This window comes from Clostridium sp. C8, assembly GCF_001010885.1.
Lineage (GTDB): Bacteria > Bacillota > Clostridia > Clostridiales > Clostridiaceae > Clostridium > Clostridium sartagoforme.
The window spans coordinates 40,387-56,441 of sequence record NZ_LBMX01000005.1; the positions used below are offsets into that span (position 1 = coordinate 40,387).

At 28.9% G+C, this 16,055-nt stretch carries 15 protein-coding genes, 1 riboswitch and 1 other annotated feature; of the genes, 12 read left to right on the forward strand and 3 right to left on the reverse strand.

The window, feature by feature from the left end; translation table 11 throughout:
• Nucleotides 1-237 precede the first annotated feature (237 nt).
• A complete protein-coding gene (locus tag AAT22_RS00540) occupies nucleotides 238-423 on the reverse strand; it encodes a hypothetical protein (protein WP_016206919.1) in 186 nt (61 codons plus the stop codon).
• Between the two features lie 185 nt (nucleotides 424-608).
• On the opposite strand from AAT22_RS00540, the gene AAT22_RS00545 reads away from it, so the two are divergent.
• From AAT22_RS00545 to AAT22_RS00570, 6 genes are all read left to right on the forward strand, one after another.
• Nucleotides 609-1,184 (forward strand): nucleoside recognition domain-containing protein, encoded by a 576-nt coding sequence (locus tag AAT22_RS00545; protein ID WP_046999923.1) that lies wholly within the window; start codon nucleotides 609-611, stop codon nucleotides 1,182-1,184.
• An 18-nt stretch (nucleotides 1,185-1,202) separates the two neighbouring features.
• Entirely contained in the window at nucleotides 1,203-1,727 is a 525-nt protein-coding gene (locus AAT22_RS00550) for a nucleoside recognition domain-containing protein (protein ID WP_016206917.1), read from the forward strand.
• A gap of 118 nt (nucleotides 1,728-1,845) precedes the next feature.
• Complete coding sequence (locus tag AAT22_RS00555) at nucleotides 1,846-2,058, forward strand: hypothetical protein (RefSeq protein WP_016206916.1); 213 nt, start codon at nucleotides 1,846-1,848, stop codon at nucleotides 2,056-2,058.
• Nucleotides 2,059-2,319: 261 nt separating this feature from the next.
• Nucleotides 2,320-2,760, forward strand: a complete 441-nt coding sequence (locus tag AAT22_RS00560) for an ACT domain-containing protein (protein ID WP_016206915.1) — start codon at nucleotides 2,320-2,322, stop codon at nucleotides 2,758-2,760.
• A gap of 15 nt (nucleotides 2,761-2,775) precedes the next feature.
• Entirely contained in the window at nucleotides 2,776-4,008 is a 1,233-nt protein-coding gene (locus tag AAT22_RS00565) for an aminopeptidase P family protein (protein WP_046999924.1), read from the forward strand.
• A gap of 78 nt (nucleotides 4,009-4,086) precedes the next feature.
• Nucleotides 4,087-4,264, forward strand: a riboswitch (Lysine riboswitch).
• A 107-nt stretch (nucleotides 4,265-4,371) separates the two neighbouring features.
• A complete protein-coding gene (locus tag AAT22_RS00570; protein WP_046999925.1) occupies nucleotides 4,372-6,099 on the forward strand; it encodes a Na+/H+ antiporter NhaC family protein in 1,728 nt (575 codons plus the stop codon).
• Nucleotides 6,100-6,171: 72 nt separating this feature from the next.
• On the opposite strand, the gene AAT22_RS00575 is transcribed toward AAT22_RS00570, so the two are convergent.
• Nucleotides 6,172-6,627, reverse strand: coding sequence for a DUF5680 domain-containing protein (locus AAT22_RS00575; protein ID WP_016206912.1), 456 nt, complete (start codon nucleotides 6,625-6,627; stop codon nucleotides 6,172-6,174).
• Nucleotides 6,628-6,863: 236 nt separating this feature from the next.
• On the opposite strand from AAT22_RS00575, the gene AAT22_RS00580 reads away from it, so the two are divergent.
• Together AAT22_RS00580 and AAT22_RS00585 are read left to right on the forward strand one after the other, a co-directional pair.
• Nucleotides 6,864-8,630 (forward strand): aminopeptidase P family protein, encoded by a 1,767-nt coding sequence (locus AAT22_RS00580; protein ID WP_084820702.1) that lies wholly within the window; start codon nucleotides 6,864-6,866, stop codon nucleotides 8,628-8,630.
• 78 nt (nucleotides 8,631-8,708) lie between these two features.
• Entirely contained in the window at nucleotides 8,709-9,020 is a 312-nt protein-coding gene (locus tag AAT22_RS00585) for a hypothetical protein (RefSeq protein ID WP_046999926.1), read from the forward strand.
• 24 nt (nucleotides 9,021-9,044) lie between these two features.
• Here the strand turns inward: AAT22_RS00585 and AAT22_RS00590 are convergent, their stop codons facing one another.
• The gene (locus AAT22_RS00590; protein WP_046999927.1) at nucleotides 9,045-9,548 is read right to left on the reverse strand and encodes an aromatic acid exporter family protein; all 504 of its coding nucleotides are present in this window, start codon (nucleotides 9,546-9,548) and stop codon (nucleotides 9,045-9,047) included.
• Between the two features lie 129 nt (nucleotides 9,549-9,677).
• Here AAT22_RS00590 and AAT22_RS00595 point away from each other — a divergent pair, with 129 nt between their 5' ends.
• From AAT22_RS00595 to AAT22_RS00610, 4 genes are all read left to right on the forward strand, one after another.
• On the forward strand, nucleotides 9,678-10,019 hold the full coding sequence (locus AAT22_RS00595) for an SdpI family protein (protein ID WP_040436630.1): 342 nt from the start codon (nucleotides 9,678-9,680) through the stop codon (nucleotides 10,017-10,019).
• Between the two features lie 54 nt (nucleotides 10,020-10,073).
• Nucleotides 10,074-10,310: a binding site (T-box leader), on the forward strand.
• 81 nt (nucleotides 10,311-10,391) lie between these two features.
• On the forward strand, nucleotides 10,392-12,335 hold the full coding sequence (metG, locus tag AAT22_RS00600; RefSeq protein ID WP_046999928.1) for a methionine--tRNA ligase: 1,944 nt from the start codon (nucleotides 10,392-10,394) through the stop codon (nucleotides 12,333-12,335).
• A 134-nt stretch (nucleotides 12,336-12,469) separates the two neighbouring features.
• On the forward strand, nucleotides 12,470-14,098 hold the full coding sequence (metG, locus tag AAT22_RS00605; RefSeq protein WP_046999929.1) for a methionine--tRNA ligase: 1,629 nt from the start codon (nucleotides 12,470-12,472) through the stop codon (nucleotides 14,096-14,098).
• Nucleotides 14,099-14,396: 298 nt separating this feature from the next.
• Nucleotides 14,397-16,007, forward strand: a complete 1,611-nt coding sequence (locus AAT22_RS00610) for a Na/Pi cotransporter family protein (RefSeq protein ID WP_016206905.1) — start codon at nucleotides 14,397-14,399, stop codon at nucleotides 16,005-16,007.
• The last annotated feature ends 48 nt before the right edge of the window (nucleotides 16,008-16,055 follow it).

The following is a 16,055-nucleotide window of genomic DNA, read 5'->3' on the forward strand; positions in this document are numbered from 1 at the left end:
ATCCCCTTAATTGTAAACTTTATACTTTTTTGTTCTGAAGTATTGCTAGCGGATGAAAATCATGGTATAATTATGACAATATATTATTAAACGTTTTCAAATTTCGACTGTGTGTAAGAGAAAGTATGATAGTGTATGGTCTTAAGATTAGAAGTGGGTTATCTAATCAAAAAAATGTGAGTTATAAGTCATAAAAAAACAACTTCGTTATCGAAGTTGTTTTTTTTATAATAAATATTAAAGAATTCCTTCAGTTTTTAAAATACTTTCCAATTCTTGAACCTTTTCTGTTAATGTAAGAAACTTTTCCTTTAAGATATCTTTAGAAAGGTCATCTCCATCGATGACGCTTACCATATCATCTACTGTTTTTAATGCATCATCTATATCTTGTTGAGCTAGTTTTAAGTTTGCTTCTTTCATAATTTGTCTCCTTTAAGCATATAAACATAATTAATATTACATATATTTATCCTATCACTAATAAATACCTTATGCAAGGCATATATTGTATAAGGCAAAATCAAATAAATGATAGACCAATAGTAAAATATCTTTAGTCTATTATTCATTTTAATATGCCTAAGCAATTTATAAGAGGTGAGATTTTGATAAACTATATTTGGTTTGGAATGATATTTTTAGGGGTATTAATTGGATTGTTAACAGGTAATGGAGAGGTAATATCAAAAGCTATAATATCTTCTGCTGATTCAACTGTTTCATTAATTTTAGGGCTAGTAGGACTTATGTGTTTTTGGTGTGGGGTAATGAAAGTAGCAGAAAAAAGTGGTTTTACGAATAAACTTGCAAAGATTTTAAGACCAATATTAAAGCTTATTTTTAAAGAGGCTGCTAAGGATGAAAAGGCATTAGGAGCAATAGTTATGAACATAACAGCAAATATGATGGGGCTGGGTAATGCAGCAACACCATTTGGTATAAAAGCTATGCAAGAAATGGACAGGTTAAATAATGAAAAAGGAACAGCATCAGATGACATGTCATTATTTTTAGTGCTAAATGCAGCTTGTATACAATTAGTACCTTCAACAGTAATATCAATAAGAGCTGCTTGTGGCTCAAGTAATCCAGGCTCAATAATACTTCCAGCAGTACTAGCAAGTACTATTGCTGCTATAATGGGAGTTATTTGTTGTAAAGTATTACAAAGATATTTTTAATAGGAGGTGTATAATAAAATGTTTCAATATTTAACCAAAAGTATAATTCCTATAATAGTTATTATAATCATTACTTATGGAATGTTTAAAGGACGAAAAGTCTACGAATGGTTTATAGAAGGAGCAAAAGATGGGTTGAAGGTTTGTTTAAACATATTTCCATATTTATTAGCTATGATAATAGCCGTGAACATATTTAGGGAAGCAAAATTATTAGATATATTAAATAATATGGTAGCACCAATTGGTGGGTTAATTGGATTGCCAAAGGAGGTAGTTCCACTAGTATTAGTAAAGCCCTTATCAGGCAGTGGAGCTATAGGAATTCTTACTGATATACTAAAAACACATGGACCGGATACACCAATAGGATTAATTTCCTCAGTTATTATGGGAACAACAGAAACAATATTCTACACAATAACAGTTTACTTTGGAGCAGTTCAAATTAAGAAGATAAGGCATACATTATGGGCTGCTATATTAGCTGATTTAACAGCTATAATAGCTGCAATTTTCTTGGTGAATAAATTTATAATGTAGTGAATTTATTAAATAAATAATTAACAAATTTTAATCAATACGTAATAATTTTGTAACTAGTTATTAATGAAAGTATCTTATAATAAAAATATAGAAAGAAGGAGGGAAGTGTATAAACATGGAATGGAATGACAAATTATTTTTGTCAGAAGAGGAATTGAAATTACTAACTATGTTTCTTGCTTATGGAGTAGGACTTGGAGTTTTAGCAGGGTTATTTACAGGAAACATTCAACTGTGTTTTGCATTAGGGGGAGTTATATCTATATTGATTTCGCTTTTAAAGATATTTATAAATAGAATAAAGAAATCAAATAAGATTCATATATAAATAATAGTAGATATCTAAGTATATTTATTATAAATTTAATTATACTTTAAATTTATGATATTATGTAGAGTCTCAAAAACTTATATAAAAGTTTCAACAATGTATGTTTTGAATTTTGCTTAAGTAGTAATGTTAACTTGTAATAGTATTACTTAGTAATGATGTAGATTATTAATTGAAACATATATATTTTATTTTAAATAAGCTATATAATTATTAATTATATAGCTTATTTAATTTTAATATAAGGTAGGTGACTTTATGTCTTCGGAAAAGTTTTATATAGTTAGTGGGAGAGTATTGCCGGAGGTTTTTAAAAAAGTTTTAGAAGTTAAGGAAAACCTTATTACTGGAAAGGCAAAGGATATAAGTGATGCTGTGAAACAAACAGGGATAAGTAGAAGTACCTTTTATAAATATAAAGATTATGTTTTTCCAATGACAGAAGGGATACATAGTAAGAAAATAACATTAGTTGTATTACTATCTCATGAAACTGGAACTTTATCTAAGGTTTTAGATTGTATTGCTTTTAATAAGGGAAATATATTAACAATAAGTCAAGATATACCCATAAATATGGCTGCAAATGTCACTATAACACTTGACATATCTAATGTAAAAAAAGATTTAAAACATTTAGTAAATACTTTAAGAGCACTACCTAATGTAATTAGCGTTAAGGTATTAGCAATGGAATAAGGAGGACATTAATTTATGAATAAGAAATTTTATAAAAGTAATAGAAATAAGGTTTTAAATAAAATTAAAGATAATTCCTTATTAATATTATTTGCTGGAAATGCCCCAAAAAAAACTGCTGATGAAAAATACCAATTTACACCAAATAGAAACTTTTATTATTTAACTGGGATAGATGAAGAAAATCATATTTTAGTCTTATCAAAATTTAGTGGTAAGATAAAGGAATATTTATTTATAAAAGAGGTTGACCCAATTGTAGAAAAATGGGAAGGTAAAACTATAAGAAAAGAAGAGGTACCTGGAATTTGTGATATAGAAGATGTGAGATATTTAGGTGAATTTAATAATTTTATAGATAAGATAATTTCGGATAATGAAGAAATAAATATTTATTTAGACCTAGAAAAAGAAAATAGTTCATATAATTATGTGAATGAAATTAAGAGTAAGTATCATAACTTAAATATAAAAAATGCTTTTAAGCTTATAGGTGATTTAAGACTTATAAAAAGTGAAGAAGAAATTGAAAGAATTAGAAAAGCTATAGAAATTACCATAGAAGGTATAGAAATATTGATGAAAAATTCTAAATCTGGAATCAAGGAATATGAACTAGAGGCATATTTTGATTTTATATGTAAGAAAAGTGGGGTAAAGGATTTTGCTTTTAAAACTATTGCAGCTGCTGGGAAAAATGCAACGGTTTTGCATTATGTAACCAATGACTCAGAATTGAATGATGGAGATTTGATATTATTTGATTTGGGAGCTCAATATAAATATTATAATGGAGATATATCAAGGACATTCCCTGTTAATGGTAAGTTTACGGAAAGGCAAAAAGAAGTATATAATGCGGTTCTTAGAGTAAATGAAAAAGTTATTAAAGAAATGAGACCAGGAGTAAGCTTTTTAGAGTTAAATAGTAAAGCAAGAGAATGGATTGCTGAAGAGTGTATTTCACTTGGATTAATGACCAATAAAGATGAAGTTTCAAAGTTTTATTATCATAGTATAGGGCATAGTTTAGGCATGGACACACATGATATAGAATTAGAAAATAGGGATGTTATATTCGAAGCTGGGATGGTATATACTGTTGAACCAGGAATATATATAGAAGAAGAGAATATAGGAGTAAGAATAGAAGATGATATTCTTATTACTGAGAATGGTAATGAGGTATTAACTAAAAATATGATTAAAACTATAGAAGAAATAGAAAAATTTATGGCAAAAATATAAAGTAATACAGTAAATGTTAATAGTTGATTTAGTCAGTTAATGATTATATAATATGTGTATAAAATAAATATAAATAAAGACAAGGGTAGAGGAGCGATACTTAAAAGTACTATTAATGAGGTAAGCACTTAGATTTAGTAGGAAAGGAATTATCGCCGAAGTGTATGATTGATGCTTTAAGATCATGTTACTGGGGTTGCATAAAATATGTGTAACACTGTCACAAATTTTGTTATTGTGATGAGCTATCGCTTGAGGAATTTTACTTTTTGAATTTAGAGTATATTAGAGCCTTGAGTGAAACTCAAGGCTTTTTTTTGTTCTGCTCTTTAATTATTTATTTAAACATTGAAGGAGAAAAATATGAATAATAAAAGAAACTTAAAAATATTATTGATTACAATAATATTAACATTACAATCAACATCTATAGTTTTTGCAACGGAGGTAGATACAGCTACATCTAATGCTAATCATTATGGATTCTTAACTTTAATACCACCAGTTATTGCAATAGTATTAGCCTTTTTAACCAAGAATGTTATTATATCTTTATTCATAGGAACACTATCAGGAGCCTTTTTAGTACAGTTAGTAGATAAATCTTTTTTTACTGCTGTTATTCATTCATTTTTAGATTTAGTATCTAGATCTTTAAATTCTCTAGCAGATCCTTGGAATGCAGGAATAATACTACAGGTTTTAGTAATAGGTGGAGTTATTCATTTAGTTGCTAAAATGGGTGGTGCTAAAGCTGTTGCAGAAGCATTAGCCAAAAAGGCTAAAACTGCAAGAAGTACTCAAGTAGTAACTCTTTTATTAGGGATAGCTGTGTTTTTTGATGACTATGCTAATTCATTAATTGTTGGACCTATTATGAAACCAGTTGCAGATAAAATGAAAATATCAAGAGAAAGATTAGCATTTATAATAGATGCAACAGCAGCGCCTATTGCAGGATTAGCTATTGTGTCTACTTGGATAGGGTTAGAGGTTGGATTAATAAAGGATGCTTTTTTAAATGGGATAGGGAAAGAAGTTGATGCATTTGGAATCTTCTTACAAACTATACCGTATAGATTTTATAATATATTAATACTAGTTTTTGTATTTATCACTTCAATATTATTAAAAGAGTTTGGGCCAATGTATAAAGCAGAAGTGGCTGCAAGAAGAAGTTTAAATTCGGAGAATGATAGTGAGGTCGCAGTGGACTCTAATATGGAGCATGATGATCTTGAACCAAAGGAAGGAGTAGAGTTAAGTATATGGAATGCAATAATTCCTATAGGAACATTAGTTATTACAGCTTTAATATGTTTTTATTTTAGTGGATATTCTGCAATAATGGGTGGAGACGATAGTGCTCTTCAGCAAATAATGAACAGCTCACCACTATCATTCAAAGCTATACAAGAGGCATTTAGTGCATCGGATGCATCAATTGCATTATTCCAATCAGCTTTAATAGCAAGTATTGTATCTATAATAATGGGAGTATCTAAGAAAATATTTACTATTTCAGAAGCTATAGACACATGGATAGATGGTATGAAACCTCTATTAATAACAGGTGTAATATTATTATTAGCATGGTCATTAAGCTCTGTAATAAAGGATTTAGGAACAGCTAAATATTTAGTTTCGTTACTTTCAGGTTCATTACCTAACTTTTTACTTCCAAGCTTAATATTTATATTAGGAGCAGTTATTTCATTTGCTACAGGAACTGCATATGGAACTATGGGAATATTAATGCCTCTAGCAATACCATTAGCGTATTCTATGAATCCAGATATGAGTTACGTGATTGTTAGTACAAGTGCTGTATTAACGGGTGCTATTTTTGGGGATCATTGTTCGCCAATATCAGATACAACAATCCTTTCATCAATGGGATCTGGATGCAATCATATTGCTCATGTAAATACGCAAATATGGTACTCACTGTTTATAGCAGTAATAACTATTTTGTTTGGATATATTCCAGCAGGATTTGGAATAAAGTGGTATGTAGTACTTCCAATAGCTGTGATAGCGGTTTATTTAGGAATTCAAGTCTTAGGTAAAAAGGTTGAGGAATCAGTGTAAATAAGTTTTACAAAATAAAGAGGAAGTTTTGCAAGTAGATATACTTGCAAAACTTCCTAAATTTTTTTGCTATTATTTAAGATTTCCTCCATGAAAATAAAGTTTAAATATTTGTGTTCCTTTATGATATATTGCTTCAACACCATTAAAAGAAGCAATATCACCATCCCAAGTACATTCATAAACAAAATCTTCATCCTCAAAATGTCTAGGTCCTCTAAATGGACAATCATCAGATACTTTTTTTAAAGCATCTTTTAAGAATTTACTAAATCCAGAAGGAGTTTCTTTAACAAGAACTTGTCCTTTATAATTCATCCCCCAACAAATTTTTTCATTATCCCAAACCAATTCTTCACCTATAAAATCTTTGTTTCCAACAAAACTATCAAGATAGTAATAATTAAATTTTTTGTAAGCATAGTCTTTAGAATTTGGTCTAGAAGATTCTTCTTTTTTTGCTCCTGAAGCATATGTATTTCTTTTAGCCTCTACAATAAAGCTCTTAAATTTAGATTGGTCTCCCATATAAGCCTTCCCCCCTTGTATACGTTACATAAATTATATACGAAAAACTTAATCGAATCAATAAATTTTCAGAAAATACAATATATTAAGAATTTTCGATTTAACTATATAAGCTGAAGATAGAGTTATATTATATTAATTATGTAGATTATTAACTAAAACATATATATAATATTGAATATAAAAATAAAGAAGTGATAGAAAATAATTTATCATTTTAATTAGGGGGCACTAACGTGAGTAATTTAGAAAAAATTAGATACATTATGAAAAAAAATAATATAAATTATTATATTATTCCAAGTAGTGATTCACATCAAAGTGAATATGTAGCAGATTATTTTAAAGGAAGAGAGTTCATATCAGGTTTTACTGGCTCAGCAGGAACTCTATTAATAGGACATCAGGATGCTTATTTATGGACTGACGGAAGGTATTTTATTCAAGCTGAGAAAGAACTTAGAGGAACTGGAATTTCACTTATGAAAATGAGAACTTCAGGATATCCAACTATTGAGGAATGGATTAAGCAAAATATTAAAGAAGAAGAAACTTTGGGATTTGATGGTAAGTTGTTTTCTGTTAATCAATATAAAGGTTTTTTACATATAGCTAATGAAAATAAGTTTAGATTAAATATGAATAATGATTTATTAGAGGAATTTTGGGCTACAAGAAGCGAACTTCCTAAAAGTAAAATATTTATACATGAAGAAGTATATTCTGGTAAATCTGCTTTAGAAAAATTAAGTGAAGTCAGATACCATATGAAAGAAAAAAAAGCTGCAAATTATATAATATCATCATTAGACGATATAGCATGGCTATGTAACATAAGAGGAAACGATATAAAGTTTAATCCTGTTGCTCTTGCTTATGTAATTGTTACTGAAAAGGATACAAATCTTTATATAAATAATAATAAGATAGATAACGAAACCAGAATCAAATTAAATAGCCAAGGCATTAACATATATGAATATGATGAAATAGAGGAGCACGTTAAATTAATAAATGAAGCTACTATAATAGATGCAAGTAAGTTAAATGCTAAAATATATTCACTATTAAGTAAAGATATAGAAATAATAGATGAAATTAATATAACAACAAGACTAAAAGCAGTTAAAAATGATATTGAAATTTCTAACATAGAAAAATCTCAAATTAGAGATGGAGTAGCTATGGTTAGATTTATTAAGTGGTTAAAAGAATCAATAAAGAAAGAAAAAATAACTGAGATATCAGCAAGTAAGAAATTGACAGAGCTTAGAGCGATGGGTGAAAATTATAAAGGTGATAGTTTTAATACTATAGCCGGCTATAAAGACCATGCAGCAATGATGCACTATTCAGCTACAGAGGCAACAGACTATGAATTAAAAGCAGAAGGAATGTTTCTTGTAGACTCAGGAGCTCAATATCTTGATGGAACAACAGATATAACAAGGACTTTTGTTTTAGGAAAGCTAACTTCTGAAGAAAAAAGAGATTTTACTCTTGTGTTAAAGGGACATATAGCTTTAGCAACAGCCAAATTCCTAAAAGGAACAACTGGGATGAATTTAGATATATTAGCAAGAAGACCTCTCTGGAACTATAGAATTGACTATAAGTGTGGAACAGGTCATGGTGTAGGATATTTTTTAAATGTCCATGAAGGGCCTCAAGGAATAAGACCAGAAGGAAATACTACAGCTTTAGAAAAAGGTATGATAATAACCAATGAACCAGGAGTCTACAAGGAAGGAAAACATGGAATAAGAATAGAAAATACACTTTTAGTGGTAGAAGATATGAAGTCAGAAGAGTTTGGAGAGTTTTATAAGTTTAATACAATATCATATTGTCCAATAGATTTAAACGGTGTAGATATATATATGCTTACAAATGAAGAAAAAGAATGGTTAAACAACTATCATAAAACTGTATTTGAAAAATTAAGTCCATATCTAAGTGAAGAAGAAGTTAAGTTCTTAGAAGGTGAAACTAGAGAAATTTAAATTTATTTATGTATTCAATGGCTAGAGGAATATTTAATATTAATCTAGCCAAAATAACCATGAAGGGTGGTTAGAATAATGAAGAAATTTATTACTATTAGTTTGGTTTCCTTATTTTTATCATTTATTATATTTACTCAATCAGTATATGCAGTAAATATATTTGAGGAAGGAGTATATAAGGTTTCTGACTTAAACTTTTCAAATGAAAGATATACAGTACAAAATGTATCTGAAACAGATAGCATTTATTTACAAGTATTTGATGAAAATCAAATAATTCTCCAATCTATTAGACTTCCGGCTAAATCAGATAAGTTTAATTTAACTTTTTTATTACCAGATTATAGGATTGTAATAGTCGGCAAAGGAAATGTTTATATTTCTTAAAAATTGCGGAGGAATTTTTTTATATTATTTATTTTCATTTGGTTCATCCATTTTTTCAAGTTTTTCTTCTGGAGGATTTATATATCTATTTATTAATATTCCGATAATAACTCCTATGGCAGTTTCGCCTGTCCTTCTTATAGAATACATGATAGGATTAGCAACGGCAGAATCTACCAAAATACTTAAAACAACTATTGATGCAATGACACAAGCAGCAGGTTTTTTTATTACATTACAAATATAAATAATTAGACAAACATTTACTGCAGATATAATTGTAGAAAATGAATGTAAATTAAGTTTGCTTATAGCAAGTAACATAACAATACCAAGAATACCACCAAGAAAAGTACCAATTAATCTATTAATTCCGGTATGCACCGAATTTTCTATGGTACTTTGCATACAGATAATTGCTGCAATTGGTGGGTTTAAGGCACCTGGAAATAATAATAAACATATTAAAACGGCTATACCAGTTTTTATGTTTCTAGAGCCTATATTAGGTACATTTAAATTATTCATACTTAAACACCTCCATACAAAATTATTATATCATATAAATTTAATTAAATATAATATATGACATATTTGGTAAATAAGTATATAATTATGACTATAAATAAAAAAGATAAAGAGTTAGGATATTATAATATGAATTTTTGGATTTATTTAATATTGATAGAACTAATACCAATAGCGCTATTTGTTATAGGTGGAATTTATGAAACTAAATCTACGAATTATCCAGATACTAAAATTGGGTATAAGACTGAATATTCGATTAAAGATAAGTTTTCTTGGGAATATTCTAATAAAGTGGCTGCTAAGATTTATGGAACAGTAGGAACGATATTATTTATAATTAATGCAATAGTATTACTTATAATAGGGGAAAAGTCATTCAATTTTTTATTATTAGTTAATTCATTTATGGTTATTTTAGATAAATTAATAATAGATAAATTATTAAAGAAAAAATTTGAAAAAAGATGATATGATAAAAATAATTGACAGTAAAATTAATATAGAATATCATAATAATAAATAAAGAATGCAATGAAGAGAAGAGTAGTAAAGGAGAATGTCTAAAGAGAGCTAGGTTAGGTGAAAGCTAGTGGCATAAAGCTTTATGAAGATGGCCTTGGAGCATATTTTCTGAGCAATATAGCTAGGAAAATACGGGAGCAACCGTTATATTGCAAGGTGATGGCATGTCACCTATTGAGATATTTATCGCAAGATAAATATGAATTAGAGTGGTAACACGTATAATACGTCTCTATGTAGGTTTTAATATACCTATATAGGGACTTTTTTATTATTCAAGAATTTATAAAGAAGAAACGATTAAGGGAGGAAAATGGTATGTGTAAGAAGACATATTATATTACTACACCAATTTATTATCCATCAACTAAACTTCATATTGGAAACACTTATACTACTGTAGCAGCAGATGCTTTAGCAAGATATAAGAGATTAACAGGGTATGATGTGATGTTTTTAACAGGAACAGATGAGCATGGACAAAAAATACAAAGAATAGCAGAAGAAAAGGGAATAACACCTAAGAAACATGTAGATGAAATAGTAGCAGGAATTAAAGATTTATGGAAGATGATGAATATCAGCTATGATAAATTTATAAGAACAACTGATGATTATCATATTAAAGCTGTTCAAGATATATTCAAAAAGCTATATGATAATGGAGATATATATAAGTCATCTTATGAAGGTTTATACTGTACTCCTTGTGAATCCTTCTGGACAGAAACTCAATTAGTTAATGGAAATTGTCCAGACTGTGGAAGACCAGTAGAAAAATCAAAGGAAGAAGCTTATTTCTTTAAGATGAGTAAATATGCTGACAAGTTAATGGAATACATTGAAACTCATCCAGAGTTTATTCAACCAGAATCAAGAAAAAATGAAATGGTTAATAACTTCTTAAAGCCAGGATTACAAGATCTTTGCGTTTCAAGAACAAGCTTCAATTGGGGAGTTCCAGTTACTTTTGATGAAGGACACGTAGTTTATGTTTGGATAGATGCCCTTTCAAACTATATAACAGCTTTAGGATATGGAAGCGACAACAAAGAGCTTTATGAAAAATACTGGCCAGCAGATGTTCATTTAATAGGTAAGGACATATTAAGATTCCATACTATTTATTGGCCAATTATGTTAATGGCTTTAGATTTACCACTACCAAAGCAAGTATTCGGACACGGATGGTTACTTGTTGATGGTGGAAAGATGTCTAAATCTAAAGGTAATGTAGTTGATCCAGTAACTTTAGTTGAAAACTTTGGAGTGGATGCAGTTAGATACTATTTATTAAGAGAAATTCCATTTGGAGCAGATGGATTATTCAATAATGAAATATTTATAAAGAAAATAAACTCTGATTTATGCAATGATTTAGGGAACCTATTATCTAGAACTGTAGCAATGATAGAAAAATACTTTGATGGAGTAGTTCCAAATAATAATGTTAAAGAAGCTATAGATAATGAATTAATTAATTTAGCTTTAGAAACTCCTAAGAAGGTTAATGATGCAATAGATAAATTAAGAATACCAGAAGCATTAGAATATATATTTGATTTAATAGGAAGAGCAAATAAATATATAGATGAAACTACACCATGGATATTAGCTAAGGATGAAGAAAAGAAAGAAAGACTTGGAACAGTTTTATACAACTTAGTTGAGAGCTTAAGATTTGCTTCAGTACTACTATCTGCTTTCTTACCAGATACAAGCAAGAAGATAAATGAACAAATAACTGCAAGCAATGTTACTTTTGAATCATTAAATAGTTTTGATGGAACAGTAGTTGGAACTAAGGTCCAAAAGGGAGAAGCACTATTCCCAAGAATAGATGTAGATAAGAAATTAGCAGAATTAGACGCTTTAAGAGAAGCTCAATTAGCTGCTAATAAACCAGAAGAAAAAAGAGAAATAACTCCAATTAAAGAAGAAATAACTATAGAGGATTTCGAAAAAATAGACTTAAGAGTAGTAAAAGTATTAGCTTGTGAGCCAATAAAGAAGGCTAAGAAATTATTAAAACTAACTGTAGACTTAAATGGGGAAGAAAGACAAGTGGTTTCAGGAATAGCACAATACTATAAGCCGGAAGAGCTAGTTGGTAAATATGTAGTATTAGTAGCAAACTTAAAACCAGTAACACTAAGAGGGGAACTATCACAAGGAATGATATTAGCAGCATCAACTGATGGCGATAGTTTACTAAAGGTAGTAAATCCAGGGGAACTACCAACAGGAAGCGTAGTAAGATAAATTAAAAATTAAGAATAAAGAATGTAAAATCGAGGAAACAATTCAGCCTTTATGAATTATAAAAATATAAGACTCAGCCTAAGCTGAGTCTTCTCCTTAATTCTACATTCTTAATTCAAACAAGGGGGTTTTTTATGAATATAATAGTAGGAAATGCATGGCCTTATGCAAATGGACCATTACATCTAGGAAGAATAGCAGTATTACTACCTGGTGATATAATTGCTAGGTATCATAGACTTATGGGTGATGAAGTTATATTTTTATCTGGAACTGACTGTCATGGTACACCAGTAACTATGAAGGCTAAGGAAGAAGGAATAACTCCATTAGAAGCAACAAAAAAGTACCATAATGAATTTAAAGAATGCTTTGATAAGTTAGGATTTTCTTTTGATATATTTGCAAGGACTCATTCAGAGTATCACGAGGAAAGGGTTAAGAAATTTATACTCGAGTTATATAATAAGGGATATATATATGAAAAGGAAATAGAACAAACTTATTGTGAAAGTTGCAATGAGTTTTTATCCGATAGATATATAGAAGGAAAGTGTCCGCATTGTGGAGAAATAGTATCTGGAGATGAATGTGAAAGTTGTTCTGAGATAATTGAAGCAGAAGACCTTTTAGATAAAAAGTGTAAACTTTGTGGAAATGAAACAGTAGTTAAACAAACAAAACATTTATTTTTCTCTCTTTCAAGTTTTGAAAATGATGTTAGAAGACTTTTAATTAGACAAAAGGGTTGGAGAGAAAATGCTGAAAAAATAGTAAAGAGATATTTAGATGAAGGATTAAGGGATAGAGCAGTTACAAGAGATTTTAATTGGGGGGTAGATGTACCTTTAGAAGGATACGAAGATAAAAGGATATTTGTTTGGATTGAGGCAGTTATGGGATATTTAACTGCGAGTATGAAGTGTTTAGAAGAAAAAAATGAGGACTGGAAGGAATATTGGCAAGGAGATGATTCAAGAGTTTATTTTGTTCATGGCAAAGATAATATACCTTTCCACACAGTTATATTTCCAGCTATTCTAGCAGGACTTGGAATAAAAAATCCTAATTTAAGAGTTATATCAAGTGAATATATGAAATTAGAAGGGAAAAATTTCTCATCAGTAAAAAATTGGGCTATATGGGCAGATTATATAGTTGATAATTATAATGTGGATGAGTTCAGATATTATTTAGCTTTAAATTCTCCAGAGATTAAGGATACAGATTTCACTTGGAGGGATTTTATAAATGTAGTAAATAGGGACTTAGTAAGTTCCTTAGAAGGTTTTGTTAAGAAAATCATAGATTTTATAAATAAATACTATGAAAGGGAAGTACCAGTAGGAATTACATCAAATGATTTTAGAAATGAAATACTTAACCTATATTTCGAAGTAGGAGATAATATAGAAGAAGGTAAATTTAAAGTTGCAATTTTAGGTATAATGAATTTTATAAAAAAAATGAATAAGTCTTTTGATGAAGAATATCAAGCTATATACACAGAGGTAAATAGAAAAGGAAATAAAAATAAAATATATGAGTATATTCAAGCTGTTGTAAATATATCAAATTTATTAGAACCATTTATGCCATATACTTGTAAAAAGATAAGACTTTCATTAAGACTATATGACCCTATTTGGAGTTATTCAGAAAAGAAAACTGGTAAAATTTTAGAATTAGAGAATTTATTTAATAAAATTGATAGAAAAAGGGCTTCAGAAGAAGTAAAAAGATTAAAAGAAGAAAGAAATTAATTTAATAAAGGAAAAACCCTAGATTAAATCACTTTGGGGAATAATTTAATCTAGGGACCATTAGATGGTTTTAGGGGTAAATAATAATGCTTTAACTACTTTACAAATATTATAATACAGCAATAATATGACAATACCGTGACAAAAGTATAAAAAAATTGTGAATACTTATCAAGTTATTAGTTTTAACAAGAATTTAACATTCTATCTATATTTACAACTACGAATATTAATTGTATATTAAGTTTGGTAATTAATAATTTTAATATATAAATTATAAATTTATAAGGAGAGAGTCATGGATAAGTTTGCTATTTTTACAGGTTTGCTAGGAGGATTAGGACTATTTTTATATGGAATGAAGCTTATGGGAGATGGTCTAGAAAATGCTGCTGGTGAGGGCTTAAAATCCATATTAGAGAAATTAACAAGTAATAAGTACATAGGAGTATTGGTTGGAGCAGCAGTTACAGCAATAATACAAAGTTCAAGTGCAACTACTGTAATGATTGTTAGTTTTGTAAATGCAGGATTAATGAATTTACTTCAAGCTGCAGGAGTAATAATGGGAGCTAATATAGGAACAACTATTACAGCTCAAATGGTATCATTCAAGTTAGATGCAATTGCACCAATATTTATAGGTGTAGGGGCAATAATATTACTTGTAGCTAAAAAGAAAAGAGTTAGAGATATAGCTAGTATAGCTTTAGGTTTTGGAATTCTATTTATGGGAATGGGTGTAATGTCAGATGCAATGAAGCCAATAGCAGAAGCAAGCTGGTTTAAAGAATTTGTAATAGTAGTTGCAGATAATAGCATATTAGGACTACTTGCAGGACTGGGAATGACTGCTGTTGTTCAAAGTTCATCAGCAACAACAGGTATTTTAGTTGCATTAGCGACAACAGGAGCAATAGATATGCGATTAGCATTTCCGGTAATACTAGGTTGCAATATAGGTACATGCGTTACTGCAATATTAGCTTCATTAGGGGCAAATAGAACTGCAAAAAAAGCAGCATTAATACATTTATTATTTAATTCAATGGGAGCATTAATTTTCTTGCCATTTATAGGTCCATTTATAAGATTAGTAGAATCAACTGATCCATCAAGCGTGGCAAGGCAAGTTGCAAATGCACATACTATATTTAATGTTACAGTTACTGTATTATTACTACCATTATCAGCATACTTAGTTAAAATAGTTAATAGAATACTTCCAGGAGATGCGGAGATAGAAAAAGAAGGAGCTATTTATTTGGATAAAAGTTTATTAGAAACTCCAATAGTAGCAAATGGCCAAGTTTTTAAAGAAACTTTAAGAATGGCTACAAAAGCAAAAGAAAATGTAGCATTAGCTATGGAAGCATTTACAAATAGTAATATGGATTCTGCAGATAAAGTATATAAAAATGAGAAAATAATAAATGCATTAGAGAAAGACATAACAGATTATTTAGTTGAGTTATCTCAATTAGAGTTACCTGAGGAAGATATTAAGCTATTTAGTTCAACATATCATGTAATTAATGATATAGAAAGAATTGGGGATCATGCAGAAAATATAGCTGATTTAGCAGTAGAAAAAATAAATAAAAACATACATCTTGGAAGTAGTGCTAAAGAGGAGTTAACAATTATTTTTGATAAAACTATGAAAGCCATGGAAATTGCTATTGAAAGTTATAATAATAAAAAAATAATGGCTCCAATTGAAATAGAGCAAATAGAGGATGAGATAGACGAACTAGAAAAGAAGTTTAGAGAAAATAATATAAAGAGATTAAATGAAAAGTCTTGTTCAGCTGCATCAAGTGTAATCTTCTTAGATTTATTAAGCAACTTAGAAAGAATAGGGGATCATGCAAATAATATCGGAACTTCAGGAAAAAAGAATAAATAATAAAAATAAAATGTGATAAAAAATTAAGCCCATCTACTTTGGAAAATC

Excerpts from the sequence above, each read along its gene's own strand:
- AAT22_RS00540 (WP_016206919.1), bottom strand. The coding sequence starts at position 423 with ATGAAAGAAGCAAACTTAAAACTAGCTCAACAAGATATAGATGATGCA.
- AAT22_RS00575 (WP_016206912.1), bottom strand. The coding sequence starts at position 6,627 with ATGGGAGACCAATCTAAATTTAAGAGCTTTATTGTAGAGGCTAAAAGA.
- AAT22_RS00560 (WP_016206915.1), top strand. The coding sequence starts at position 2,320 with ATGTCTTCGGAAAAGTTTTATATAGTTAGTGGGAGAGTATTGCCGGAG.
- AAT22_RS00585 (WP_046999926.1), top strand. The coding sequence starts at position 8,709 with ATGAAGAAATTTATTACTATTAGTTTGGTTTCCTTATTTTTATCATTT.
- metG (WP_046999929.1), top strand. The coding sequence starts at position 12,470 with ATGAATATAATAGTAGGAAATGCATGGCCTTATGCAAATGGACCATTA.
- AAT22_RS00550 (WP_016206917.1), top strand. The coding sequence starts at position 1,203 with ATGTTTCAATATTTAACCAAAAGTATAATTCCTATAATAGTTATTATA.
- AAT22_RS00555 (WP_016206916.1), top strand. The coding sequence starts at position 1,846 with ATGGAATGGAATGACAAATTATTTTTGTCAGAAGAGGAATTGAAATTA.
- AAT22_RS00595 (WP_040436630.1), top strand. The coding sequence starts at position 9,678 with ATGAATTTTTGGATTTATTTAATATTGATAGAACTAATACCAATAGCG.
- AAT22_RS00565 (WP_046999924.1), top strand. The coding sequence starts at position 2,776 with ATGAATAAGAAATTTTATAAAAGTAATAGAAATAAGGTTTTAAATAAA.
- metG (WP_046999928.1), top strand. The coding sequence starts at position 10,392 with ATGTGTAAGAAGACATATTATATTACTACACCAATTTATTATCCATCA.
- AAT22_RS00610 (WP_016206905.1), top strand. The coding sequence starts at position 14,397 with ATGGATAAGTTTGCTATTTTTACAGGTTTGCTAGGAGGATTAGGACTA.
- AAT22_RS00590 (WP_046999927.1), bottom strand. The coding sequence starts at position 9,548 with ATGAATAATTTAAATGTACCTAATATAGGCTCTAGAAACATAAAAACT.
- AAT22_RS00570 (WP_046999925.1), top strand. The coding sequence starts at position 4,372 with ATGAATAATAAAAGAAACTTAAAAATATTATTGATTACAATAATATTA.